Raw genomic sequence first — 21,665 nt, 5'->3', positions numbered from 1 at the left:
GGCCGGCGCGCTTTTGCTTGTTCGGTTCCGAGGGTGCGACGCCCTGTCACCCCCAGGACGGAACACCCGCGCCCCAAAGTCGCCCCATGAATTGTTAATACCGGCGCTCGCCAAAGCGTGTGCCGGTCCCGGACCCGCGCCCTCTGGCCTCCACTGCTTTCGCAAAAGCGCCACCGAGCCGACGACTTCATGCGCCGACTGTTTCCGACCGCCCGTGCCTTTGTGACCCACTCCGGCCAGACCCTCGCCCTGATCGGGGTCGCCATTCTGGCCATGGCCATGGCGCCCGCCGAGCGGGAACCCCGCGACCAGATCTTCGCCCTGCCGGAGCGGCCTCCGGTGACCGCCGTGGCCGAGCCCGCCGGGCCGCTGACCCGACCGATGACCTTCGAGGAGCCGGTGCGCGGCTTCGCCATCAACTCCCGTTTCGGCATGCGCCGGTTGGGCGGCGAGCCGGGCGCCCGGATGCACAAGGGCGTGGATATCGCCGCGCCCCAGGGCACTTCGGTCTATTCTGCCGCCGAGGGAGAAATCGTCCGCATTGGTCATCAGCCCGAAGGGTACGGCAACTTCATCGAGATGCGCCACCCTAACGGCATGACGACGATGTACGCCCACCTGTCGCGGATCGATGTCGCATCGGGCGACCGGGTGCTGGCCGGCGAGCGGATCGGTCTCGTCGGGTCGACAGGCTATTCGACCGGCCCGCACCTGCATTTCGAAGTGCGTCGCGGCGGGTCGCAGGTGAACCCGTCCCGTGTCGTCGGTGAGACATTTCAGGTCGTGGTCGCCGACTGATTTCGACACCGCTATTTTCGTGACCGGGGCGTAACGGTCGCGACGTCGATTACGGTTCCAATGTAAAGTGTCCTTTGCTACCTCTAGGTCCGTAATCGACCAGGGGATGAATATGGCGGCCTTGACGCTCGAAGGCGTGAGCAAGCGCTACGGCGACTTTCAGGCGGTGAAGGACCTGAGTTTTCAGGTCCGGAAGGGCGCCATCTGCGGCTTCCTGGGCCCCAACGGCGCGGGCAAGACCTCGACCATCCGCATGATCCTGGGGCTTCAGGCGGCCTCCGCGGGCACGATCGATATCCTTGGCGCGTCCGACGGGCGCAAGGTGCGCGACCGGATCGGCTTCCTCCCGGAGGAACGCGGTCTCTACAAGAAGATGACGCCGGTGGAGGCGATCGCCTTCTTCGGCTCGCTGAAGGGGCTGCCGACGCGTGAAGGCAAGCGCCGCGCCCGTGAGATGCTGGAGGCCCAGGGCCTCGGCGCCTCGCAGAAGAAGAAGATGAAAGAGCTGTCCAAGGGGATGGCCCAGAAGGTCCAGCTGATCGCCTCGGTCGTGCATCGGCCCGAGTTCGTGATCCTGGACGAGCCGTTCAGCGGCCTCGATCCCGTCAATCAGCAGGGGCTGGAGGCGGTGATCCGCGATCTGGCCGCCAATGGGGCGACCGTCCTGTTCTCGACCCATGTGATGCAGCACGCGGAGCGGCTGTGTGACCAGGTCGTGCTGATGGCGCGGGGCCGCAAGGCCTTCGACGGCACGGTGACCGAGGCGCGGGCGACTTCGCGCCGGTTCCTGGAGCTGGAAGGCGAGATCACCCCCGAGGCCGTGGCGGCCCTGCCGGGCGTGACCGGCGTCGAGGTCGTGTCGGACAACGGCGGCGTGAGGGTGCTGAAGGGCGCCCTCGCCAGTGGCGCCGGTGGTCAGGAGGCGCTGAAGACCGCCTTCATCAGCGGCCTGGACGTGCGCCGGTTCGAACTGAAGGAACCGACCCTGCATGACGCCTTCATCGACCTGACCGGCGACCATCCGGATCAGGATCAGAGCGTGGCCCGACCTGCCGCCAAATCGGAGGTGAGCCAATGAACCGCATCCTGCTGATCGCCCAGCGCGAGTTCCTCGCCTACGCCAAGACGGTCGGGTTCTGGCTGTCCTTGCTGGCCTTCCCCCTGTTCGCCGTGCTCGGCGGCGCCGTGCCGCTGCTGATGCGCGGCGCCGATCCCGTGCGCGCCGTCGTCCTGATTGAAGAGGGCCCTGCCCCGACCGGTCTGGCCGCCGCTGTGAAGGGCGCTCTGGCCGCCGACGCCGAACGACAGGCGGAACGCGCCCGTGAAGCCGCCGAGAAGGCCGCGGCATCGTCCGGGGCGCCTCCCGGTGCGGCGGAGAGCGCGATCGCCTCCATCACCCGGTCGCGCATTCGGTTTGTCGACGCCCCCGGCGATCTGGCGGGTGCGGAGACCGGCGCGGCCCAGGAGGTCGTGGTGCGCCGCTATCTGACCGACGAGACGCCGAAGGCGCAGCGGCTGGACGCCGTCGTCTTCCTGACCCGCACGCCTGAGGGGCCGGCAGCCCGTGTCTGGGCCGCGCGGGCGACCGACGACACGGTCGAGGAATTCGTGCGGCGGGCCCTGCGCGACGAGAACCGCGACACCGTCCTGCGCGAGGCCGGCATCGACGCGGCCGTGGTCGAGCGGGTCGACGCCTTCCGGCCCGAGATCAACGTCTTCTCGCCGCGTTCGGCGGGGGGAGGGGAGGTGTCGTTCAAGGACCGCCTGCCCGGGATCATCGGCCTGGCCTTCAGCTTCATCCTGTGGTCGCTGATCATCACCGGCGCCTCGATCCTGCTGAACAGCGTGATGGAGGAGAAGTCGAACAAGATCCTCGAGGTCCTGCTGTCGTCGGCCTCGGCGACGGAGATCCTGACCGGCAAGGTGCTGGGGGTCGCGATGCTGACCCTGTCGGTGCTGGTCGTCTGGGGCGGGATCGGGGCCGTAGGGCTGATCACAGCGGCGCCGTCCGTCGCGGCGGATGTGGCCTCGGTGCTGATGACCGACGGGCTGATCTTCTACTTCATCGGCTATATCGTCGGCGGCTATCTGATGTACGCGGTGCTGTTTGCGGCCATCGGCGCCTTCTGCGAGACGCCGCGCGACGCCCAGACCCTGATGGGGCCGATCATGATGGTGCTGGTGGTGCCCTTGCTGGTCGTCCAGATGGCGCTGGTGAACCCGGATGCGCCGGCCGTGAAGTTCCTGTCCTGGGTGCCGTTCTTCACGCCCTTCCTGATGAGCGCGCGGGCGCCGTCGGGGCCGCCGCTGATCGAGATCATCGGCACGATGGCGGGGATGTTCGCGGTGGCCCTGCTGATGGTGTGGCTGGCCGGGCGGGCGTTCCGGGCGGGGGCGCTGTCGGACGTGAAGCTGAGCTGGAAGAGCTTCGGCCAGGCGATCAGCGGCGGGGGAAGGTAGGGCCCCGGAACTCTCCCTCCCCCTGCGGGGGAGGGGCGTCGCGTAGCGACGGGGTGGGGGCGGCAGAGCGATCCAGACAGAGGCCCGTGAGGTTTGCCTTGCCGCCCCCACCCGGTCTCCGTTGCGCTCCGACCACCCTCCCCATACGGGGAGGGAGACTGTCGAACCACAATCAAAAAGGCCGCCCCGGTTTCCCGGGACGGCCTTTGAAATCTTGAACTCCGGTCGCGGCCTTAGGCGCGCGGGACCCGGGGCTTCGGAGGCGGCAGCAGGCCTTCGCGCTGCATGCGCTTGCGGGCCAGTTTGCGGGCGCGACGAACGGCCTCGGCCTTCTGGCGGGCGCGCTTCTCCGAGGGCTTCTCGTAGTGCACGTGGCGCTTCATTTCACGGAAGCTGCCTTCGCGTTGCATCTTCTTCTTGAGGGCTTTTAGCGCTTGATCGACGTTATTATCGCGAACGAAAATCTGTACCAGGTTGAACTCTCCTTTGGCTGCCCGCCGCGTCCTTGAGAGGCGGGCAGACAAATAAAATCGGTTCTCGCGGGCGACAGCCCGGCGAGCGAAGGCGTGCGGATACACCAAGCCCCGCCCTCTGTCCAGATCGTCGCGGCGCTTCCGTGACGCTCGCGATCCCGCTGGGACAGGCGTATCATAGACAGATGACCGATACCCCGCAGCTGTCGAATGCGCCCGAAGGCGACTGGGCCGATCGGATGGAGCAGTCGGTGCTCGATTCGGCGCTGCGTCTGGCTCCACGGCTGGGCTGGAACGGGCGGATGGTGCGTGCGGCCTGCGAGGCGCAGGGCTTGAGCGAAGGCGATCAGGAGCTGTTGCTGCCTAACGGCGCGCGCGATCTGGCGGTCCTCTTGTGGCGGCGGCATGACGATCAGGGCCTGGCGGCGCTGGGTGATCCCGCCGCACTGAAGATCCGCGAGCGAATCGCCCGGGCCCTGGAGACGCGGCTGGAGGTCGCGATGGCGCATCCGGAAGCCGAGAAGCGGGCGGCGGGCTTTATGGCCCTGCCGACCAATGCCGACCTGGTGCTGAGCCTGACCTGGGCGACGGCGGACCGGTTGTGGCGCTGGGCCGGGGATACGGCGACCGACTGGAACCACTATTCGAAGCGGACCATCCTGTCGGGCATATTGATCCCGGCGATGACACTGCGCCTGTTCGACGGCAAGGATGCCGCCGACGCCTTCGTCGCCGCCCGGATCGAGAACGTCATGGCCTTCGAGAAGTGGAAGGCGGGCAAGGACTTCGACGCGCCGGTGCGTCGGGTCACGGAGATGTTGAGCCGGTTGCGGTATCCGCAGCGGAGCTAGAGTTTCGCGGCTTCGGCGGCAGCGCGGGCGTCGGCCCGGTTGTCACGCAACGCGGCGTCGCGGCCTGCCTGCGTGCCGAAATTATACGAGATCACGACAAGCACGCCCAGCAGCGCCACGGCTGCTCCGACCTTGGCCATGCGGTGCTTCCGGATCTCCGGCGTCATGAAGAGGACGGCGGCGAGGCCGAGGAACAGGATGGGAATGAGCGCCTGCAGATTCATGACCCTACCTTCGCATACCGCCGGTGCGGCGTAAGTCAGGCCAGAGGTCGCACCTTGTTGACGTGCGCCATCTTGCGGCCGGGGCGGGCCTCGGCCTTGCCGTAGAGATGGAGGCGCTGGTCGGGCTTGGCCGCCAGTTTCGACCACTGCTCGACCTCGTCGCCGAGCAGGTTGGTCATCTCGACGCGGGCGTGGGCCTTGGTCGGGCCGAGGGGCCAGCCGGCGACGGCGCGGATGTGCTGTTCGAACTGGTCGCAGACGCAGCCGTCCTGGGTCCAGTGGCCGGTGTTGTGGACGCGGGGGGCGATCTCGTTGACCAGCAGTCGGCCGTTGCCGAGGTCGAACAGCTCGATGCCGATGACGCCGACGTAGGCGAGGCCGTCGAGGATGGCGGCGGCGATGGCCTTGGCGCGCTTCTTGGTCCTGGTGTCGATCTTCGCCGGGGCGTTGGTGGTGCGCAGGACGCCGCCTGAATGCCTGTTCTCGCCCAGGGGATAGACGACGACCGAACCGTCACGGCCGCGGGCGGCGATGATCGACAGTTCGCGGGTGAAGGCGGCCCTGGCCTCGAGGATGGCGGGACGGCCGCCGAGTTCGGCCAGGGCGGCCTCGGCCTGTTTCGGAGACTTGATCCAGACCTGGCCCTTGCCGTCGTAGCCGTCGCGGCGGGTCTTGAGCAGGGCGGGCGTGCCGAGGGTCTCGAGCGCGGCGGTCAGGTCGTCGAGGCTGTCGACGGGGGCGAACGCGACCGTCGTGGCCCCGACGGCGTTGAGGAAGGTCTTTTCATCGACCCGGTCCTGGGCCACGGCGAGGGCGGTGGGGCCGGGGGCGACGAGGGCGCCGGCCTCGGCCAGACGCTCGACCGAGGCGGCGGGGACGTTCTCGAACTCGAAGGTGACGACGTCGCAGACGCGACCGAAGACGGTCAGGGCCGTCGGGTCGTCATAGGCGGCGACGATCTGTCCGCGCGAGACGCGACCGGCGGGGCTGTTCTCTTCGGGATCGAGGATGACCACGTCGAAGCCAAGGCGCGAGGCGGCCTGCGACAGCATCCGGCCCAGCTGGCCGCCGCCGAGGATGCCGATGGTCGAGCCGGGCGCGAGAGGGGCGGGCAGGGCTGTTTCAGACGGAACGGGCACTCAGTCTTCGACCGTCTCGTGGACCGACTCGGTCTGGGCTTCGCGGAAGGCGTCGAGGCGGGCGGCCAGAGCGTCGTCCGCCAAGGCCAGGATCTGGGCGGCGAGGATGCCGGCGTTCTTTGCGCCGGCGTCGCCGATGGCCAGGGTGGCGACCGGGACGCCGCCGGGCATCTGGACGATGGAGAGGAGGCTATCGAGGCCCTTCAGCGCCTTCGACTGGACCGGCACGCCCAGCACGGGCAGCGGCGTCATCGAGGCGGCCATGCCGGGCAGGTGGGCGGCCCCGCCGGCGCCGGCGATGATGACCTTGAAACCGGCCGCCCTGGCCCCGTTGGCGAAGTCGAACAGGCGTTGCGGCGTGCGGTGGGCCGAGACGACGCGGGCGTCCCAGGCGACCCCCAGCCGGTCGAGCATGTCGGCCGCGTGCTTCATGGTGGGCCAGTCCGAGCGGCTGCCCATGATGATCGCCACCGGGGGGGTCGTCGTCGCCATGCGTCAGTGAGCCTTGCGAGGAAAGCGGCCGGTTACAGCACGCGCGTTGCGCCCGCAACCAAGGTCGTTAGCTTGGGCGCAGGAGGCGCCCGTATTGAGTCGCGCCCGGAGTGGCTTCTCGACGTGACCGACGCGCCGAACATCGATGAGATCGCCGACCCGGGCCTGGACCCTGGGGCCGAGATCGCCCGGCTGCGCGCCGAGGTGGCGGCCCTGACCGCGCGCGCCGAGGCGGCCGAGGCTGCGGCGGAACACGACGTGCTGACCCCGGTGCTGAACCGACGCGGCTTCGCGGCGGCGATGGTGCGGACCATGGCCTACTGCAGCCGCTACAAGGTGCCGGCGGTGCTGCTGTATCTGGATCTCGACGGGTTCAAGGCGGTCAACGACTCGCTCGGCCATGCAGCGGGGGATGCCGCCCTGGTGCGGGTCGCCGAGCTGCTGTTGGAGAATGTGCGGGCGACGGACGCGGTCGGCCGGCTGGGCGGGGACGAGTTCGGCGTGCTGCTGCTGAACTCCGGTCTTGAGGCAGGGCGCGAGAAGGCGGCGGGTCTGAAGCAGGCGCTGGAAGAGGCCGAGTTCCGCTGGGAGGGCGCCGCCGCGTCGCTGGGCGGATCGTTCGGGGTGCGGGCCTTCGCCGGCCAGGCGGACGTCGAGACCTGGCTGGCCGAGGCCGACGCCGCGATGTGGGTCCGCAAGCGAGGACGATAATACTTAATTACAACGACTTATCCGGGTTTGCGCAAGCAGAGCCGAAGGCTGCGCGCTCCGCAGATTGGACTCTGAAAAAACCGGGTCCAAAGAGTGCAATCCATTGAATTCGCAAAACTCTGTTTGCACTTTTTTGGACTCATAGAGTCCAACGGATTTCCCTCTCCCGATGGGAGAAGGGAAGGGATCAGGCGATGATGTCCGGCAGGATGCGGCTTTCGATCTTCACGATCTCGTCGCGCAGCGACAGCTTCTTGCGCTTCAGGCGGGCGATCAGGAGCTGGTCCGGAATCGGCATGTGCGACAAGGCGTCGATCGAGGCTTCGAGGTCGGCGTGCTCCAGCCGCAATTCCCTGACCTGGGCGTGCAGGGCGATCTCGTCGTCGGTCAGAAAGGGTTGGTCGTCGTTCATGCCGGTCCCCGCGAAGGCGGGCTTATAGCCGAGGCCGGGTCAGGCCGGAAGGCATTCGGCGAGCGTCGTCAGCGCCGGGCGCGGCACGACCCGGCTCCAGACGCGGGCGACGGCGGCCAACGCGTCGATGGCGGGGCGGGGCGGGCCCGTAGGTGAGGGCGCCAGGGCCTCCAGTCCGGCCATCAGATGGCGTTCGGCGGCCAGTTCGACGACCTTCACGGCCTCCCGGAGACTCTCGCGCGCAGCATTGTCGATATCGGGGTTGGTGTTCCTGAGCGTGCGGCGAAGGGTGCGCAGCGGCGTGACGGCTGCGGCGTCCCAGGCGCGGGCGCAGTCGCAGGCGCCCTCGATGGCGTCCTCGTCGAGCACGCGGCCCGTCGCGGCGGTCCAGCCGGCCCAGAGCAACAAGGGGACGTTCTGGCCGGTTCCGTCCTGAAGCTGCAGGCAGGCCTCCTGCACGCCGGGCGCAGCGTAGGCTTTCAAAGCCCAGTCCCAGAAAGGGTCGCTCACTCCGTTACGGGGCCCTTCAGCCCCTCCCAGCGTTTCACCGGAGCCCAGTCGAGACCGAACAGGTCCAGCGCGCGGCCGACGGACTGGTCGACCATCTCCGCGATGGAGGCGGGTTTGGAGTAGAAGGCGGGCAGGGGCGGGGCGATGGTCGCGCCCATCTCGGTCAGGGCTGTCATGGTGCGCAGGTGGCCGAGGTGGAAGGGCGTCTCGCGCACCATCAGAACGAGGGGGCGGCGCTCCTTCAGCACCACATCGGCGGCGCGGGTCAGCAGGGTCGAGGTCACGCCGGTGGCGATCTCGCTCATGGTCCGCACCGAGCAGGGGGCGACGATCATGCCCAGCGACCTGAACGAGCCCGAGGCGATGGAGGCTCCGACATCGTTGAGCTTGTGGAGGACGGTGGCCTTGGCGGTCAGGTCGTCAGGCCTGAGATCGGTCTCCTGCGACAATGTGAGCAATGCGGCGCGGGTGACCACCAGATGGCTTTCGACGCCCAGGTCGTTCAGCGCATCCAGCACCCTGGCGCCATAGACGACCCCCGACGCGCCGGAGATTCCGACCACCAGCCGGGTCGGCGGGTTCCGTACCGCTACGTTCACATCATGGTCCAGGTTGGGGGCCAGGCTGGGCCGTGCCCGGAGAAATTTTGCGTTCCGTTGACGTCACTGAACCGTGATTTCACAGGCGGCAAATCCAGGCGCTCATTGTGTGGTCCCTTAGACATGGAGGCGCAAGCCATGACCATCGAAGCTCGTATCCGCGAACTGGGAAATCGTCACCGTCAGCTGGATGACACCATCCGGCAGGAGGTAGGCAGGCCCTCCGTGGATCCGCTGCAGGTCAGGGAGCTCAAGCGAAGGAAGCTCCGGCTCAAGGAAGAAATAACCAGTCTGGAGGCCAGGGCAGGCTAGCCCCCGGTCTCCGCCAGAAAAGCCAACGGCCCCGGGAGCGATTCCGGGGCCGTACTTTTTTGTGGCGCTATCGCTCGACGCGCGGCGTCTCGCTGCTTGAGCGCAGAAAGCTGTCTCCTCCCTGCGCCGCAGGCGTGGGGAGGTGGCTCGGAGCGAAGCGGAGAGACGGAGGGGGTCTTTCTATGTGCACGAAGAACCCCTCCGTCTGCTCGCGAAGGGCTCGCATCCACCTCCCCATTCGCCAAGCGGCAAACGGGGAGGAGACGCGTTGATCAGTCGTTGGTGCCGAACACCGACGCGGCGGTCGGTTCGGCCGTGCGGCGTTCGCGTTCTTCGGGGACGAACTCCGGCTCGGCGGGTTCGGCCTCGATGGGCTGGAGGGCGGCGCCGCCCTTCTTGGCGTCGTCGCGGTTCTTCTTCTCGGCGGCCCTGGAGACCAGGTCGTCCAGCACCAGCTGACCGACGAGACCCAGGGTCACCGGGTCGACCGGCTTGATCTGGGGGCTGTTCCAGTGCGTGCGGTTACGCACGCTGTCGATCGTCGACTTGGTGGTGCCGAGCAGTTTGGCGATCTGGGCGTCGGTGACCTCGGGGTGGTTCTTGACGAACCACATGATGGCGTCCGGACGGTCCTGGCGGCGCGAGACCGGGGTGTATTTCGGCGCGGGCTTGTGGGCCTTCATCAGTTCGGCGTGACGGCTGACGATCGCCTTCATGCGGTAGGTCTCGTCGCTCTGGGCCTTGTCGAGTTCCTCACGGCCCAGCTGGCCGCCGGTGATGGGATCGACGCCCCGGATGTCGCGGGCCACGTCGCCGTCGGCAATGCCGCGCACTTCCAGCGGATGCAGGCCGCAGAAGTCGGCGATCTGTTCGAAGGTGAGCGAAGTGTTGTCCACAAGCCAGACCGCGGTGGCCTTGGGCATCAGGATGTCGGTCATGGGGGCAGTCCCGGAAATGAGGGGCCCGGCGATCGCGGGCTCTGGATACGACGGCGCCCGACCTTTCGGCCGGGCGCTGATGATTTCGATATAGGCCGTTTCGGCGCAAAAGAAAACGTCGCTGGCTGGTGATCGATCACGGGTTTACATATCGTCGCTCGGCCAGACTGTGCGGCCGGCGTCATCCCCGGGGGAGACCATGAGAATCATCACATTGCTGTCCGCGGCGGCTGTTGTGGGCGCCGGCCTCGTCGCCGCGCCGGCGACGCTCCAGGCCCAGGCGAGCGCCGTGCCGCAAGGCAGTTTTTCCCAGACCTGCGCCGCGTCCTATGTGCTCAGCGGCCGGTTGTTCTCCAACTGCCGCAACACCTCGGGCGCCTTCGTAAGGTCATCGATCCCGCTGACGTCCTGCACGGGCGTGGACGTCGCCAACATCAACGGAACACTGACGTGCGGGGGCACGGCGGGGCGGCTCGAAACGAGCGCCGCCGCCGCACGCCCGCCGACGCCGACCGTCTCGGTGACAATCTACAGGGACATCAATTTCGTCGGCTATTCCCGAACCTACACGACAGCCCAGCCCAACCTGACCGCCTCGGGCCTGAATAATCAAATCAGTTCGATGCGTTTGACCGGCGGGTGGCAGGCCTGCTCCGGGGCCAATTATCGTGGCCAATGCCAGAGCTTCGCCGGTCAGGTGAGCAACCTCAATGATGTAGGTTTCGACAACGTCATCCTGTCGCTCCGACCGCTACGTTAAGCTAAGGCAAGCGGAGCCATACAGGTTCGGTTCATGCTGGATGTTGAACAGTGTGACATCGGACGCGTTCAGCGTCCTTAGGGATCATTTGGAGGAAGCCTATGTCTATCGCACTCACATCTCTCGCAGCTCTGGCCGTGCTGGCCGGCGGCGCCCAGGAACGCGCGCCGTCGATGGACGATGGCGCCCAGCGTGTCGCGCCGCGCGGCAGTTTCGCAGACAGCTGCAGCGGATCCTACGTCAACCAGGGCCGTCTCTACGCCGACTGCCGGGACATGCGTGGCAATGTCCGCGGCACCTCGATCGAACTGGCGCGCTGCTCCGCCTTCGACATCGCCAACAATGACGGGCTGCTGGTCTGCGGCAATGTGCGCGGCGACTACGAGCGCGGCAGTGGCGGCGGCAACAACAACGGTGGCGGCAACAACAACGGCGGTTGGGGCAACGGCGGCAACAACGGCGGCAACAACGGTGGCAACAATGGCGGCGGTTGGGGCAATGGCGGCAATAACGGCGGCGGCTGGGGCGGCAACAACGGCCGCACGAGCATCACCGTCTACGCCGACAGCAACTACCGCGGCTATTCGCAGACGTTCCGTAGCGAGATCGCCGATCTGGGTCGCTCGGGTCTCAACGATCAGATCAGCTCGATGGAGCTCAACGGCGCCTGGGAAGTCTGCACCGACGCCTATTTCCGCGGCCAGTGCCAGGTGATCACCTCCAGCACTCGCAATCTGAACTATACGACCGTCAACGACCGCATCTCGTCGATGCGTCCGGCTCGCGGGGGCGGTCGCTGGTAGCGATCTAGACCGTCAGCACGATCTTGCCGACATGCTCGCCCGCCTCCAGCCGGAGGTGGGCGAGTTTCGTTTCGGCCAGGGGGAAGGTCGCCTCGACCGGCGGGCGCACGAGGCCCGAGACGACCCAGGGCCAGACCTTGGCCTCGATCGCCGCCGCCAGTCGGGCCTTTTCGTCGGCCGGACGGCGACGAAGGGTCGATCCGGTCAGGGTCGCCTGTTTCATCATGATCCGCATCAGATCGACCTGGGCGAGCGCCCCGCTCAACGTGGCGATCACGACCCAGCGGCCGCCGGCCTTCAAGGCATTCAGATTGACCTCGGCATAGGCCGCGCCGACCATGTCGAGGATGACGTCCGCGCCGCCCGCGTCCCGGATCGCGGATTCCAGGTCTCCGGCCGAGGCGTCCAGGCTGACGTCGGCCCCGAGATCGAGCGCCGCCGCCGTCTTCGCTGCGCCCCGGGAGGTGGCGATGACGCGCGCGCCCGCCGCCCGGGCCATCTGGATCGCCGTGACGCCGATGCCGGATGTCGCGCCGTGGACCAGCAGGGTCTCGCCGGCCTTCAGGGCGCCGACCTCGAACACATTGGCGTAGACGGTGAAGACGGTCTCGGGCAGGGCCGCGGCCTGGATGAAGTCGAGGGCGTCCGGGATCGGCAGGGCGTGGCGGGCGTCGACAACAGCATAGTCCGCATAGCCTCCGCCGCCGAGCAGGGCGCAGACCCGGTCCCCGGCCCGCCAGCGGGTGACCTCATATCCGACCTCATCGACCTCGCCCGCGACCTCCAGCCCCATGATGTCGGAAGCGCCCGGCGGGGGAGGGTAGCCGCCGTTGCGCTGGAGCAGGTCCGGGCGATTGACCCCGGCGGCGCGCACGCGGATGCGGATTTCACCCGGTCCCGCCTGGGGATCGGGGCGTTCGGAGAGGCGCAGGGCCTCTGCGGGACCTGAGCCGCCGTCAATCTCGATCACCCGCATATCCGTCCAAGCCTTGCAATCGTCCGTGTCCGGGAGCGTAAATGGGCTTCTTCGGGGTTCTGGCCAAGGAGGCGACGATGACGTTCGAGGATCTTGAACCGCGTCCGCAACGCGGAGCGTCCGTGGCGGCCTTGAGTCGCGACGACCTGGACCTCTATTCGGTCGAGGAGCTGGGCGAACGCATCGAGGCGCTGGACGCCGAGATCGCGCGGGCGCGCGGTGCCATCGCCGGCAAGACGGCCAAGAAGTCCGCCGCCGACGCCCTGTTCAACTTCGGCAACTGATGCGGTTTCGCGTGGCGGCTTTCCGTGGCCCCCTTTTTCGTGGCATGCCGGTTGCAGGCGAAACCTGTGCGGCGCCGTTCCGGGCCGATGGACCAGCGGACGCTGCGGATCACGATGAGTATGGTTGAGTTGATGGGCAACGAGAATTCCGCGCCGGGTACCGGGTCCACGGCGTCACGCGCCGGGGAGATCCGCGACTTCGCCCGGTCCGAACTGTTCGAGCGCACCTTCCAGGACGGCATGGAGCTGGTCGAGGAGACGGCCGCCTATCTGGACGGCGACGGACGCCGGGACTCCAAGCTGCTGTCGCGTTCGGCCGCCCTGGCCTATGCCGCCGAGAGCATGAAGTTGACGACGCGGCTGATGCAGGTCGCGTCATGGCTGCTGGTGCAACGCGCCGTGCGCGAGGGCGACATGGCGCCGGAGGCCGCCTGCGAGCCGCGCTATCGCCTCAACGAACGCAAGATCGAGGCCGAGGCGAGCCACCCGGAGATGCCGATCGCCCTGGTCGAATACCTGGTCCGCGCCGAGAAACTGCATGACCGCGTCCTGTATCTGGACAAGCGGATGTACCTCGACGACGCGCCCGAACCGGACGCGAACCCTGTGCTGAGTCAGATGGGCCTGCTGGAAGCGGCGTTCAGGGGGTAGGACTAAAGTTCTCCCTCCCCCTGCGGGGGAGGGTAGTCGGAGCGAAGCGGAGACCGGGTGGGGCGGGCAAGGCAAACCGCACGCACCTCCGCCCTGATCTCATCCAGGCGATCCCGGACCAGAAGATTTCCGTATCGCAGGGTCAACAACCCTGCTCGGGCCACCCACAGCCTGGCCTCGGCCGGCGTCATTGCCTTTCGCATTTCGCGAGCCTTGGCGATGATCGCCATGTCGCCTTGCCCTTCCCACCCGATCACTTCGCGATCTGCCCTCCCCCGAGGGGGAGGGAAAAGCCGGCCTTTGTGACTTACGGCCCGACGTCGTTCGCCACGGCGGTCCCGTCATCGACCACGGCCGGCAGGCTGACGGCGATGCCGAGGGCCTCGGCCAGCTTCTGGTCGCGGCGATAGACGTCCTCGCGGAAGGCGACGCGGCCCTGGCCGTCGACGAAGGCGGTCCAGTAGAGCAGGCGCACGGTGATCTCGCGGCCGGTCTGGATACGCTGGGTCTCGCGGCTGACCTGGGCGTCGTCGAACTGGCCCAGCAGGATGGGATCGGGCGACAGCAGCAGGCGCGCGAACTCGACCGCGTTCTGGACGCGGACGCAGCCGTGCGAGCGCTGGCGCATCGACAGGTTGAAGGCCGCCTTGGACGGGGTGTCGTGCAGGAAGATGGCGTAGCTGTCCCGCAGTTCGAACTTCACATAGCCGAGCGCGGCCGTGGGGCCGGCGCGCTGGATGACCGTGCCGTTCGAGATGTACATGTTCTGGCTGGCCAGATAGCCGGGGCCGCGCGGCAGGATCTCACGGCGGGCGATCCCGGCGGGCACGTACCAGGGCGGATTGGCGACGACCGAGGCGAAGGGCTTCTCGAGGCTGGGCGTCTGGTTGGCGGGCGAGCCGCAGACGACGCGGTTGGAGTGAACCGGGCGGCCTTCCTTCCAGTAGACCATGATGGCGGCGGCCGTGTTGACCTCGATCCGCTCGGGATTCAGGTCGCGCTTCAGCCAGCGGCGTCGTTCCAGGTTCAGGGCGATCTGGCGGGCGCGGTCTTCGGCCGAGGCGCCGAGCGAGCTCTGGGTGCCGGCGCCGATGCGGCCATCGGCGGCCAGTCCGTGTCGGGCCTGGAAGCCGCGCATGGCGGTCTGCAGTTGCGGGCCGTAGACCAGCCCCTCGGCGGTCAGGCGGGCGCCGTCAGATGCGCTGAGGTCGCCCTCGGCCACCAGGCGGGCAATCATGGCGGGCACGCGGTTGTCGCTGGCGCCCGGCTCGATCGTGCCGGACCTTGCGACGAAGCGCGGCCAGCCGCCCTCGCGGATGATTCGGCGGTAGCGGACGTAGCCGGCGGACAGGTTCGAATAGCCGATGTCGGTCGGGGCCAGGCCCTCGAACCATTCGACGACCTTGTTCTGGACCAGGGCGTCGTTCAGGCCGACCGCCAGATCGACCCGGTTCTTCTCCATCTCCCACAGGTCCTCGACCGTCTCGGGACGGATGCGGCCCTCGGCCAGGACGCGGGCGTAGGTGATGGCGGCCGCGGTGGTGCGCATGTCCGCCGTGTCCGGATCGGCGGCGAGGCCTACGAAGTCGAAGAAGTCCGAACGCGACAGGCCGTGGCGCTCCGCGCGGGCGGAGGCCTGGTTCAGGGTCCGCAGGCGGGCGCCGGTCCAGGCCGGCTGCCAGCCGTTCAGTTCGTAGAAGGCGCGGACGTCGGGCTGGATCGCGGCGGGCAGGCGCTCCAGCTGGGCGTTGAAGGCGGCGTAGTAGGGGCTGGTCGGCGTGACGACGACGGTCTGCGGCTGGCCCTGAACCTGGGCGCCCATCGGAGCGTTCTGGGCCGCGGCCGAACCGGCCAGAGCCGAGACGGCTGCGCCGAGAGTGAGTTCGCGTCGATTCATGGTCGTATTCGCCTTGGTCCGACGCCTGGTGGAGCCCCGTGTCCACGCCCGGGTGTCGAACGGCTTCATGTTATCGACGTTCCAGACAAACAAAAAGCGCCGGTCGGGCGACCGGCGCTCTTCGTGACGTCTTTGTCGCACCGGCCAGGGACCGGCGACACGGCCTACTTCTTGATGAAGCCGCCGAACTTGTTGTTGAAGCGCGACACGCGGCCGCCGCGATCCAGCATCTGCTGGTTGCCGCCGGTCCAGGCCGGGTGGGTCGAGGGATCGATGTCCAGGTTCAGCGTGTCGCCCTCTTTGCCGTAGGTCGAACGCGTCTTGTACGTGTCGCCGTTCGTCAGGGTGACGGTGATGAAGTGGTAGTCGGGGTGCGTATCGGCCTTCATGGTCGTATTCCGGTCTCTGTACGCGGTGACGATGCCGACCGTCGGTGCGTGAAAAATGAGAAAACCCGCCGAGGTCCCGGCGGGAATGAGCGGCGGCGTTTACACCGCAGGGCGTTCCGGGGCAAGACCCGCGCATGAGCACGCCCTCGCCGACCCAGGACGCCTATTCCAGCACGGAGGCGGTGGGACGTCCCGGCGCCGGGGCCGTCCTCGTCGAACAGATGGGCGAGGCAGGAGCGCGGCGCGAGAAGCGCAAGGACGTCCGGCCCCTGCTGCGGCTGTGGCCCTATCTCATGCAGCACCGGCTGGACGCCGTGATCGCTGGCTTCTGGCTGCTGGGATCCACGGCGGCGTCCCTGGGCCTGACGGCGACGGCGCGGGGCGCCATCGACCACGGGTTCGAGAATGGCGGCGCGGACATCAATCGCTGGTTCCTGATCCTTGGGCTGAACGCGGTGATTCTGGGGCTCGCGACGGCGGTCCGGTATTTCTACGTGACCAAGACCGGCGAGCGGATGATCGCCGACCTGCGAAAGGCCCTGTTCGACCGAATCCTGACGCTGGATCCGTCCTTCTTTGCGCGGATGCGGACCGGAGAGGTGCTGTCGCGCCTGACCACGGACATCGCCCTGGTCGAGACCCTGCTGACGACCTCGGTGTCCTTCGCCCTGAGGAATTTCCTGACCCTGATCGGCGGGGTCATCCTGCTGTTCATCGTCAGCCCGAAGCTGACGGGACTGGTCCTGCTGACCGCGCCCCTGCTGTTGGCGCCGATCTTCCTGTTCGGGCGGTCGGTCAGAAAGCTGACCGTGAAGTCCCAGGACCGGTTCGCCAACGCCGTGGGCTTCGCCGGCGAGAGCGTGGACGCCATCGAGACGGTGCAGGCCTTCGGTCGCGTCCGCAGCGCGGTGGAGCGGTTCGGCGCGGTGGTGGAAGAGGCGTTCGGCGTCTCCATCGTGCGTATGCGCGCCCGGGCCTGGATGACGGCCGTGGTCATCGTGGTGATCTTCGGCGGCGTCACCCTGGTGCTGTGGCTCGGGGCCCAGGACGTGATCCGAGGCGCGATGACGCCCGGCGCCCTGCTGCAGTTCGTGCTGCTGTCGGTGTTCACGGCCGGGGCGGTGGGCGCGCTGGGCGAGAGCTGGGGCGATGTGCAGAAGGCTTCGGGCGCCATGCAGCGGATCGACGAACTGATGAAGGCCCAGGCGTCGATCGCCGCGCCGGAGCACCCCGTCGCCCTGCCGAGCCCGCCTGAAGGCCGGGTGGCCATGGCGGGGGTGCGGTTCGCCTATCCGGGACGGCCCGACTTGCCGGCGCTGAAGGGCTTCGACCTGACGGTGCGGCCGGGCGAGACGGTGGCTCTGGTGGGCCCGTCGGGAGCGGGCAAGTCGACGGTGTTCCGCCTTTTGCTGCGCTTCTACGACCCGCAGGAAGGCGCGGTCAGCGTGGACGGCGTCGACGTCCGGTCCGCTGATCCGGCCGAGGTGCGCGGGCGGTTCGCCTGGGTGTCGCAGGAGGCGCCGCTGTTCTCGGGCTCGGCGCTTGAGAACATCCGCTTCGGTCGCGAGGAGGCTTCGGTAGACGAGGTGCGCAAGGCGGCGGAGGAGGCGCAGGCCCTGACCTTCATCGACGCCCTGCCAGAAGGGTTCGCGACGCCGCTGGGCGAGCGCGGCAAGAGCCTGTCCGGCGGACAGCGCCAGCGGCTGGCGATCGCGCGGGCCCTCGTCCGCGACGCGCCGATCCTGCTGCTGGACGAGGCGACCAGCGCGCTGGACGCCGAGAACGAGCGGCTGGTGCAGGCGGCGCTGGATCTGGCGATGGAGGGGCGCACGACACTGGTGATCGCCCACCGGCTGGCGACCGTCCTGCGCGCCGACCGGATCGTGGTGATGGAGGACGGCGTCGCGGTCGAGGAAGGCACGCACCACGAATTGGTGGCTAGGGGCGGCCTCTATGCGCGTCTGGCGGAGTTGCAGTTCCGGGAGGGTTAGTCTCGTGCCTGCACAGCCACGCCCGGAAAGTCGCTGAACACCGCGTCCACGCCGAGATCGTAGAAGCGCCTGATCCAGCCGGAAAGGTCCCCGCGATAGTCGACGGGGACGAAGATGTCCTCCGCGCGGAAGGTCCAGACGGCGACCTTCAGACCCGCCGCGTGGGCGTCGGCGACCAGGGCCGTCGGCGTTCCGGCGGCGCCGGCGGGCGCGCGGGGAATGATCAGGGCGGTCTCGACCCCGACGGCGTCGGCATAGGTGGCGATCCCGGCGAGGCCTTCCGGCGTGGCCATGGCGGCGTAGGTCATGTCCGGGTGATCGGCGGGGCCGCCGGACGGCGACATTAGCTGGAGCAGGGGGGCGTCGGTCTGCTGGTTCAGGGAGCGCAGGCAGTCGATCTCGAAACACTGAATCATGATCGGACTGTTGGCGCTCATCAGGTCGTTGGCGCGCAGGGCCTCGACGAAGGCGGGCTCCATCGGCAGGCCGAGGCCGACGAAATAGCCCGGGTGTTTCAGCTCCGGCGCGACGCCGATGACGCGGCCGGTGCGGGCCGAGGCGGCGTGGGCGATGTCGATGACCTCCTGGAAGGTCAGGATCGTCTCGTCGGCCCAGGCCGTGTTGCCCGGACGCAGGGCCGGCAGGCGCTCGCGGGCGCGCAGCGTGCGGAGCTCGGCGAGGGTGAAGTCCTCGGTGAACCAGCCGGTGGTGGGGACGCCGTCGATGGTCTTCGTCGTGCGTCGTGCGGCGAATTCGGGATGGTCGGCGACGTTCGTCGTGCCGCCGATCTCGTTCTCGTGCCGGACGACCAGCTGGCCGTCCTTCGACATGACCAGATCCGGCTCGATGAAGTCCGCACCCTGTTCGATAGCCAATTCATAGGCCGCACGCGTGTGCTCGGGTCGCTCGCCGGAGGCGCCGCGGTGGGCGATGACGAGCGGGTGCGGCATTGTCTGGGCGGCGACCGGGCTGGCGAGGAGCAGGATGGCGAGGATGAACCGGATCATGCGCCAGCGGTAGGGGAGGGGCGTGACGCCCCTGTGACCCCCCTAGGAAGCTTGAAGCACCTTGCGCAGCCGCGGGTGAAGTTCCGGGTTGGACGCCAGGATGGACACGCCGGTCTTCGGATCGCCGTCGTTGTCGATGGTGGTGACCTGGCCGCCGGCCTCGGTGACGAACAGGATGCCGGCCGCCACGTCCCAGGGCTTCAGATTGCGCTCGTAGTAGGCGTCGAAGCGACCGCAAGCGACCCAGGCGAAGTCCAGAGCCGCCGAACCCAGACGACGGATGCCGGCAACGCGCTGGCCGACGGCGTGGATGTCCTTGATCGACTGGGCGTGGCCGGTCTTGCCGATGAAGGGCAGGCCGGTGGCGATCAGCGATTCAGACAGGTCGCGACGGCCGGAGACACGGATGCGCTGGTCGTTCAGATAGCAGCCCTTGCCCTTCTCGGCCCAGAACAGCTCGTTCATGATCGGGTTGTAGGTGACGCCGGCGACGATCTCCGACGACCCGTCCGGCGCGTAGCGCTGCAGGCCCACGGTGATGGCGAAGTGGGGCATGGCGTGCATGAAGTTGGTCGTGCCGTCGATCGGATCGACGACCCAGGTGTGGGACTTGTCGGTGCCCTCGATCATGCCGCGCTCCTCGCCCAGGAAGCCGTAGCCGGGGCGGGCCTTCATCAGCAGTTCGTAGAGGGTGTCCTCGGCCTTGATGTCGGCGGCGGTGACGAAGTCGCCGGGACCCTTGCGCGAGACCTGCAGCTGGGCGACCTCGCCGAAGTCGCGCAGCATGGGCCGGGCCGTCTTGCGAACGGCGTCGATGATGACGGAAACGAGGGCGGAGGCGAGGGCCATGGGGAATCTCCTGGTCCGCCTGTCCTGAAAAGGCCCCCACCCTCGATGGAGTGGCGCCCGGACAGACGGAGAAGTTCACAGGGGCGCGACATGCGCCTCCGGTCGTCGGTGGTGCGTCGGCCTATTCGGCGCGGCGGACGTATTCGCCGGTCGAGGTGTCGACGATGATGCGCTCGCCGGCCGACATATAGGGCGGGATCATGATGCGCACGCCGTTGTCGGCCATGGCGGGCTTGTAGGACGACGAGGCGGTCTGGCCCTTCACGGTCGGCTCGGTTTCGGCGACGGTCACCGTCACCTGATCGGGCAGGTTGAGGCCGATCGGACGGTCGTCGTGCATCTCGATGACGACCTTCATGCCGTCCTGGAGGTAGGGGATCGAATCCTCGCCGACCCAGGTCTTCTGCAGTTCGATCTGTTCGTAGGTGTCGTCGTCCATGAACACGAGGGCGTCGCCCTGTTCGTACAGGAAGGAGAAGCCTTTCTGCTCGAGCGTGACGCGCTCGACCTTGTCTTCCGAGCGGAAGCGTTCGTTCAGCTTGTTGCCGGTCTCGAGGTTCTTGGCCTCGACGTTGGCGAAGGCGCCGCCCTTGCCAGGCTTGACGTGGCTGGCCTTGGTGACGACCCACAGGCCGTTGTTGTGTTGCAGGACCATGCCCGGCTTGATGGTGTTGCCGTTGATTTTCGCCATGGGAATCACAGGGGTTGGGGCGCAGCCGGTACGGCGCGCGAAATCGGGCGCGATCCCTATAGGAGGCGGGTCGTCAGGGCAAGGTCAGTGCACGGTCGCCTGCCGCGCCTCGGCCTTGCGGTCCATGGCATTGACGAACGCGACGCCGCGCGCGGTGGGGTTGGCCAGCTTGCCGGCCGTCGGGTCCAGCTTGCGGGCCTCATGGGCGAAGGCGGCGGCGAGGCCGGCGGAGGTCATGGCCGCAGCGATCTGCATGCCCCGGCTGGCCGGTCGAAGGGCGATCCACAGGGCGTTGATAGTCTGGGCCCCGGCCCACAGGACCATGGCGCTGGTCCGGGTGGCGTTCGACGGAGCGTTCCAGACCCGCACCGCGGACAGGGTGGTCGCCGAGAAGACGGCGGGCAGGATCAGGCTGAAGGCGCCGCGAGGGCGCTCGGCCACGGGGGCGTCGCCGTCACGCCGTTGGGCCGCCGTGCGCCGGGGCGGCTTGATCGCGCCGCTCGCGAGCGCCGTGGCCAGCAAGGCGAAACCGACCGTCGCCGCAATGCCGAAGGCGACGTGGCCGGCGCTGCGTCCATCTGCATTGAGGAACCCGGCGGCGGCCTCGCGCACGTCGTCGATGGTCTCGTCGATGTCGGTCATGGCCTCGTTCCTCCAGCGGAGGAGGAATGGTCGGCGGCCCAGGCGGTTCCGGGCGATTCCCGCTCAGACGTCCTCGTCGTCGGCGCGCGCCAGGTCGGCCGGGTCGTGGTCATAGTCCAGCAGGTCGCCGGGCCGGCAGTTCAGGGCGGCGCAGATGCGGGCCAGGGTCGAGAAGCGGATGCCCTTCACCTTGCCGGAGCGGAACAGGGACAACTGGGTCTCGCTGAGACCGACCTCGGCCGCCAGATCGCGGGCCTTGATCCCGCGCGCGACGATCAGCCGGTCCAGGGTGACGCGGACCGGCATCAGATCATCTCGTCCAGCTCGGACTGGATGCGGTCGGCCTGATCCACGACGCGGCCGAGCAGGAACAATGCCCCGCCGATCATGCCGAGGGTCATGGAGGCGACGTCGAAGTTCGCGATGCTGGCGCGGCTGCCTCCGATCAGGCCCAGAATATTGGTGATGCCGAAGACGCTGAGCAGACCGCCCAGGCCCAGGGCGATGCCGACGTGGCGCAGAGCCCTGGACAGCGTCGGCTGGATCAAGCGCCCCTTCGCCAACTGGCCCATCGCCGTTCCGATCGACCAGACGGCGAAGAGATAGAAGAGCGCCGGCGTGTTCCAGACGGTCTGCTCCAGCCAGACTTCGTACTCCATGCGAGGGGCCCCTCGCGACACGAAGATGGCCGGAACCACGAGGTGCATCAGGGCGAGGATGGCGCCCACGCTGCACACCATGAAGACGGCGAGCCAGCGAAACTGGCCGCACATGCGGCGGAAGCGGGTGAAGTCCTGGGTCGTCAT

The 21,665-nt window shown here is 68.1% G+C and carries 28 protein-coding genes; 11 read left to right on the top strand and 17 right to left on the bottom strand.

Features of this window, described 5'->3' with window-relative positions; all coding sequences use genetic code 11:
- Window positions 1-189 precede the first annotated feature (189 nt).
- The 3 genes from ACP7AB_RS02565 (at window position 190) to ACP7AB_RS02555 (ending at window position 3,258) form a co-directional block, all read left to right on the top strand.
- Window positions 190-798 carry a M23 family metallopeptidase gene (locus tag ACP7AB_RS02565; RefSeq protein ID WP_425987363.1) on the top strand — a complete coding sequence of 203 codons (609 nt, stop codon included), beginning with the start codon at window positions 190-192 and terminating at the stop codon, window positions 796-798.
- Between the two features lie 112 nt (window positions 799-910).
- Window positions 911-1,876, top strand: a complete 966-nt coding sequence (locus ACP7AB_RS02560; RefSeq protein WP_425987362.1) for an ABC transporter ATP-binding protein — start codon at window positions 911-913, stop codon at window positions 1,874-1,876.
- On the top strand, window positions 1,873-3,258 hold the full coding sequence (locus ACP7AB_RS02555) for an ABC transporter permease (RefSeq protein ID WP_425987361.1): 1,386 nt from the start codon (window positions 1,873-1,875) through the stop codon (window positions 3,256-3,258). The genes ACP7AB_RS02560 and ACP7AB_RS02555 overlap by 4 nt, the downstream gene beginning before the upstream one ends.
- Window positions 3,259-3,491: 233 nt before the next feature.
- On the opposite strand, the gene rpsU is transcribed toward ACP7AB_RS02555, so the two are convergent.
- A complete protein-coding gene (gene rpsU, locus ACP7AB_RS02550; protein WP_298161710.1) occupies window positions 3,492-3,731 on the bottom strand; it encodes a 30S ribosomal protein S21 in 240 nt (79 codons plus the stop codon).
- Window positions 3,732-3,916: 185 nt separating this feature from the next.
- Here rpsU and ACP7AB_RS02545 point away from each other — a divergent pair, with 185 nt between their 5' ends.
- Window positions 3,917-4,582: a COQ9 family protein gene (locus ACP7AB_RS02545; RefSeq protein ID WP_425987360.1), complete on the top strand. Its 666-nt coding sequence runs from the start codon at window positions 3,917-3,919 to the stop codon at window positions 4,580-4,582.
- On the opposite strand, the gene ACP7AB_RS02540 is transcribed toward ACP7AB_RS02545, so the two are convergent.
- Genes ACP7AB_RS02540 through purE form a run of 3 tightly spaced genes read right to left on the bottom strand, consistent with a single transcriptional unit; the run spans window position 4,579 to window position 6,437 of the window.
- Complete coding sequence (locus ACP7AB_RS02540) at window positions 4,579-4,806, bottom strand: hypothetical protein (protein ID WP_425987359.1); 228 nt, start codon at window positions 4,804-4,806, stop codon at window positions 4,579-4,581. The two genes, ACP7AB_RS02545 and ACP7AB_RS02540, sit on opposite strands and share 4 nt — an antisense overlap.
- A gap of 35 nt (window positions 4,807-4,841) precedes the next feature.
- On the bottom strand, window positions 4,842-5,945 hold the full coding sequence (locus ACP7AB_RS02535) for a 5-(carboxyamino)imidazole ribonucleotide synthase (protein WP_425987358.1): 1,104 nt from the start codon (window positions 5,943-5,945) through the stop codon (window positions 4,842-4,844).
- A complete protein-coding gene (purE, locus tag ACP7AB_RS02530) occupies window positions 5,946-6,437 on the bottom strand; it encodes a 5-(carboxyamino)imidazole ribonucleotide mutase (RefSeq protein WP_425987357.1) in 492 nt (163 codons plus the stop codon). It abuts the gene before it with no gap.
- A gap of 123 nt (window positions 6,438-6,560) precedes the next feature.
- Between purE and ACP7AB_RS02525 the strand changes: the two genes are divergently transcribed.
- Entirely contained in the window at window positions 6,561-7,148 is a 588-nt protein-coding gene (locus ACP7AB_RS02525) for a GGDEF domain-containing protein (RefSeq protein ID WP_425987356.1), read from the top strand.
- A gap of 187 nt (window positions 7,149-7,335) precedes the next feature.
- On the opposite strand, the gene ACP7AB_RS02520 is transcribed toward ACP7AB_RS02525, so the two are convergent.
- The 3 genes from ACP7AB_RS02520 to ACP7AB_RS02510 are packed head-to-tail and all read right to left on the bottom strand — an operon-like array spanning window position 7,336 to window position 8,669.
- Entirely contained in the window at window positions 7,336-7,560 is a 225-nt protein-coding gene (locus ACP7AB_RS02520) for a YdcH family protein (RefSeq protein ID WP_425987355.1), read from the bottom strand.
- Between the two features lie 39 nt (window positions 7,561-7,599).
- On the bottom strand, window positions 7,600-8,070 hold the full coding sequence (locus ACP7AB_RS02515) for a TIGR02444 family protein (protein ID WP_425987354.1): 471 nt from the start codon (window positions 8,068-8,070) through the stop codon (window positions 7,600-7,602).
- Complete coding sequence (locus ACP7AB_RS02510; RefSeq protein WP_425987353.1) at window positions 8,067-8,669, bottom strand: UbiX family flavin prenyltransferase; 603 nt, start codon at window positions 8,667-8,669, stop codon at window positions 8,067-8,069. Before ACP7AB_RS02510 ends, ACP7AB_RS02515 begins: the two co-directional genes overlap by 4 nt.
- A gap of 138 nt (window positions 8,670-8,807) precedes the next feature.
- Between ACP7AB_RS02510 and ACP7AB_RS02505 the strand changes: the two genes are divergently transcribed.
- The gene (locus tag ACP7AB_RS02505) at window positions 8,808-8,981 is read left to right on the top strand and encodes a YdcH family protein (RefSeq protein WP_303695499.1); all 174 of its coding nucleotides are present in this window, start codon (window positions 8,808-8,810) and stop codon (window positions 8,979-8,981) included.
- A 272-nt stretch (window positions 8,982-9,253) separates the two neighbouring features.
- Here the strand turns inward: ACP7AB_RS02505 and ACP7AB_RS02500 are convergent, their stop codons facing one another.
- Complete coding sequence (locus tag ACP7AB_RS02500; protein ID WP_425987352.1) at window positions 9,254-9,919, bottom strand: DUF1013 domain-containing protein; 666 nt, start codon at window positions 9,917-9,919, stop codon at window positions 9,254-9,256.
- 199 nt (window positions 9,920-10,118) lie between these two features.
- Between ACP7AB_RS02500 and ACP7AB_RS02495 the strand changes: the two genes are divergently transcribed.
- Together ACP7AB_RS02495 and ACP7AB_RS02490 are read left to right on the top strand one after the other, a co-directional pair.
- Window positions 10,119-10,679: a beta/gamma crystallin-related protein gene (locus ACP7AB_RS02495; protein ID WP_425987351.1), complete on the top strand. Its 561-nt coding sequence runs from the start codon at window positions 10,119-10,121 to the stop codon at window positions 10,677-10,679.
- Window positions 10,680-10,780: 101 nt separating this feature from the next.
- Complete coding sequence (locus ACP7AB_RS02490) at window positions 10,781-11,482, top strand: beta/gamma crystallin-related protein (protein WP_425987350.1); 702 nt, start codon at window positions 10,781-10,783, stop codon at window positions 11,480-11,482.
- 4 nt (window positions 11,483-11,486) lie between these two features.
- Here the strand turns inward: ACP7AB_RS02490 and ACP7AB_RS02485 are convergent, their stop codons facing one another.
- On the bottom strand, window positions 11,487-12,458 hold the full coding sequence (locus ACP7AB_RS02485; protein WP_425987349.1) for an NAD(P)H-quinone oxidoreductase: 972 nt from the start codon (window positions 12,456-12,458) through the stop codon (window positions 11,487-11,489).
- A 41-nt stretch (window positions 12,459-12,499) separates the two neighbouring features.
- On the opposite strand from ACP7AB_RS02485, the gene ACP7AB_RS02480 reads away from it, so the two are divergent.
- Together ACP7AB_RS02480 and ACP7AB_RS02475 are read left to right on the top strand one after the other, a co-directional pair.
- Window positions 12,500-12,742: a DUF1192 domain-containing protein gene (locus ACP7AB_RS02480; protein WP_425987348.1), complete on the top strand. Its 243-nt coding sequence runs from the start codon at window positions 12,500-12,502 to the stop codon at window positions 12,740-12,742.
- A 132-nt stretch (window positions 12,743-12,874) separates the two neighbouring features.
- On the top strand, window positions 12,875-13,393 hold the full coding sequence (locus tag ACP7AB_RS02475) for a DUF1465 family protein (RefSeq protein WP_425987627.1): 519 nt from the start codon (window positions 12,875-12,877) through the stop codon (window positions 13,391-13,393).
- A gap of 307 nt (window positions 13,394-13,700) precedes the next feature.
- On the opposite strand, the gene ACP7AB_RS02470 is transcribed toward ACP7AB_RS02475, so the two are convergent.
- Together ACP7AB_RS02470 and rpmE are read right to left on the bottom strand one after the other, a co-directional pair.
- Entirely contained in the window at window positions 13,701-15,290 is a 1,590-nt protein-coding gene (locus tag ACP7AB_RS02470) for a L,D-transpeptidase family protein (RefSeq protein WP_425987347.1), read from the bottom strand.
- 164 nt (window positions 15,291-15,454) lie between these two features.
- The gene (rpmE, locus tag ACP7AB_RS02465; protein WP_303695506.1) at window positions 15,455-15,679 is read right to left on the bottom strand and encodes a 50S ribosomal protein L31; all 225 of its coding nucleotides are present in this window, start codon (window positions 15,677-15,679) and stop codon (window positions 15,455-15,457) included.
- A 134-nt stretch (window positions 15,680-15,813) separates the two neighbouring features.
- Here rpmE and ACP7AB_RS02460 point away from each other — a divergent pair, with 134 nt between their 5' ends.
- Window positions 15,814-17,670, top strand: a complete 1,857-nt coding sequence (locus tag ACP7AB_RS02460) for an ABC transporter transmembrane domain-containing protein (protein ID WP_425987346.1) — start codon at window positions 15,814-15,816, stop codon at window positions 17,668-17,670.
- Here the strand turns inward: ACP7AB_RS02460 and ACP7AB_RS02455 are convergent.
- From ACP7AB_RS02455 to ACP7AB_RS02430, 6 genes are all read right to left on the bottom strand, one after another.
- Window positions 17,667-18,677, bottom strand: a complete 1,011-nt coding sequence (locus tag ACP7AB_RS02455; protein ID WP_425987345.1) for a glycerophosphodiester phosphodiesterase — start codon at window positions 18,675-18,677, stop codon at window positions 17,667-17,669. The two genes, ACP7AB_RS02460 and ACP7AB_RS02455, sit on opposite strands and share 4 nt — an antisense overlap.
- A gap of 42 nt (window positions 18,678-18,719) precedes the next feature.
- Complete coding sequence (locus tag ACP7AB_RS02450) at window positions 18,720-19,526, bottom strand: inositol monophosphatase family protein (protein WP_425987344.1); 807 nt, start codon at window positions 19,524-19,526, stop codon at window positions 18,720-18,722.
- A 121-nt stretch (window positions 19,527-19,647) separates the two neighbouring features.
- Complete coding sequence (efp, locus tag ACP7AB_RS02445) at window positions 19,648-20,217, bottom strand: elongation factor P (protein WP_425987343.1); 570 nt, start codon at window positions 20,215-20,217, stop codon at window positions 19,648-19,650.
- A gap of 84 nt (window positions 20,218-20,301) precedes the next feature.
- Window positions 20,302-20,859, bottom strand: a complete 558-nt coding sequence (locus ACP7AB_RS02440; RefSeq protein ID WP_425987342.1) for a tryptophan-rich sensory protein — start codon at window positions 20,857-20,859, stop codon at window positions 20,302-20,304.
- A gap of 63 nt (window positions 20,860-20,922) precedes the next feature.
- Window positions 20,923-21,165, bottom strand: a complete 243-nt coding sequence (locus tag ACP7AB_RS02435) for a helix-turn-helix domain-containing protein (protein ID WP_425987341.1) — start codon at window positions 21,163-21,165, stop codon at window positions 20,923-20,925.
- Window positions 21,165-21,665 (bottom strand): DUF2975 domain-containing protein, encoded by a 501-nt coding sequence (locus ACP7AB_RS02430; protein WP_425987340.1) that lies wholly within the window; start codon window positions 21,663-21,665, stop codon window positions 21,165-21,167. The genes ACP7AB_RS02435 and ACP7AB_RS02430 overlap by 1 nt, the downstream gene beginning before the upstream one ends.

Source organism: Brevundimonas sp. TWP3-1-2b1 (assembly GCF_049896165.1).
Taxonomy (GTDB): Bacteria; Pseudomonadota; Alphaproteobacteria; order Caulobacterales; family Caulobacteraceae; genus Brevundimonas; species Brevundimonas subvibrioides_B.
The sequence above is the reverse complement of the archived record's forward strand: the minus strand, read 5'-3'. Positions and strand labels throughout refer to the sequence as shown.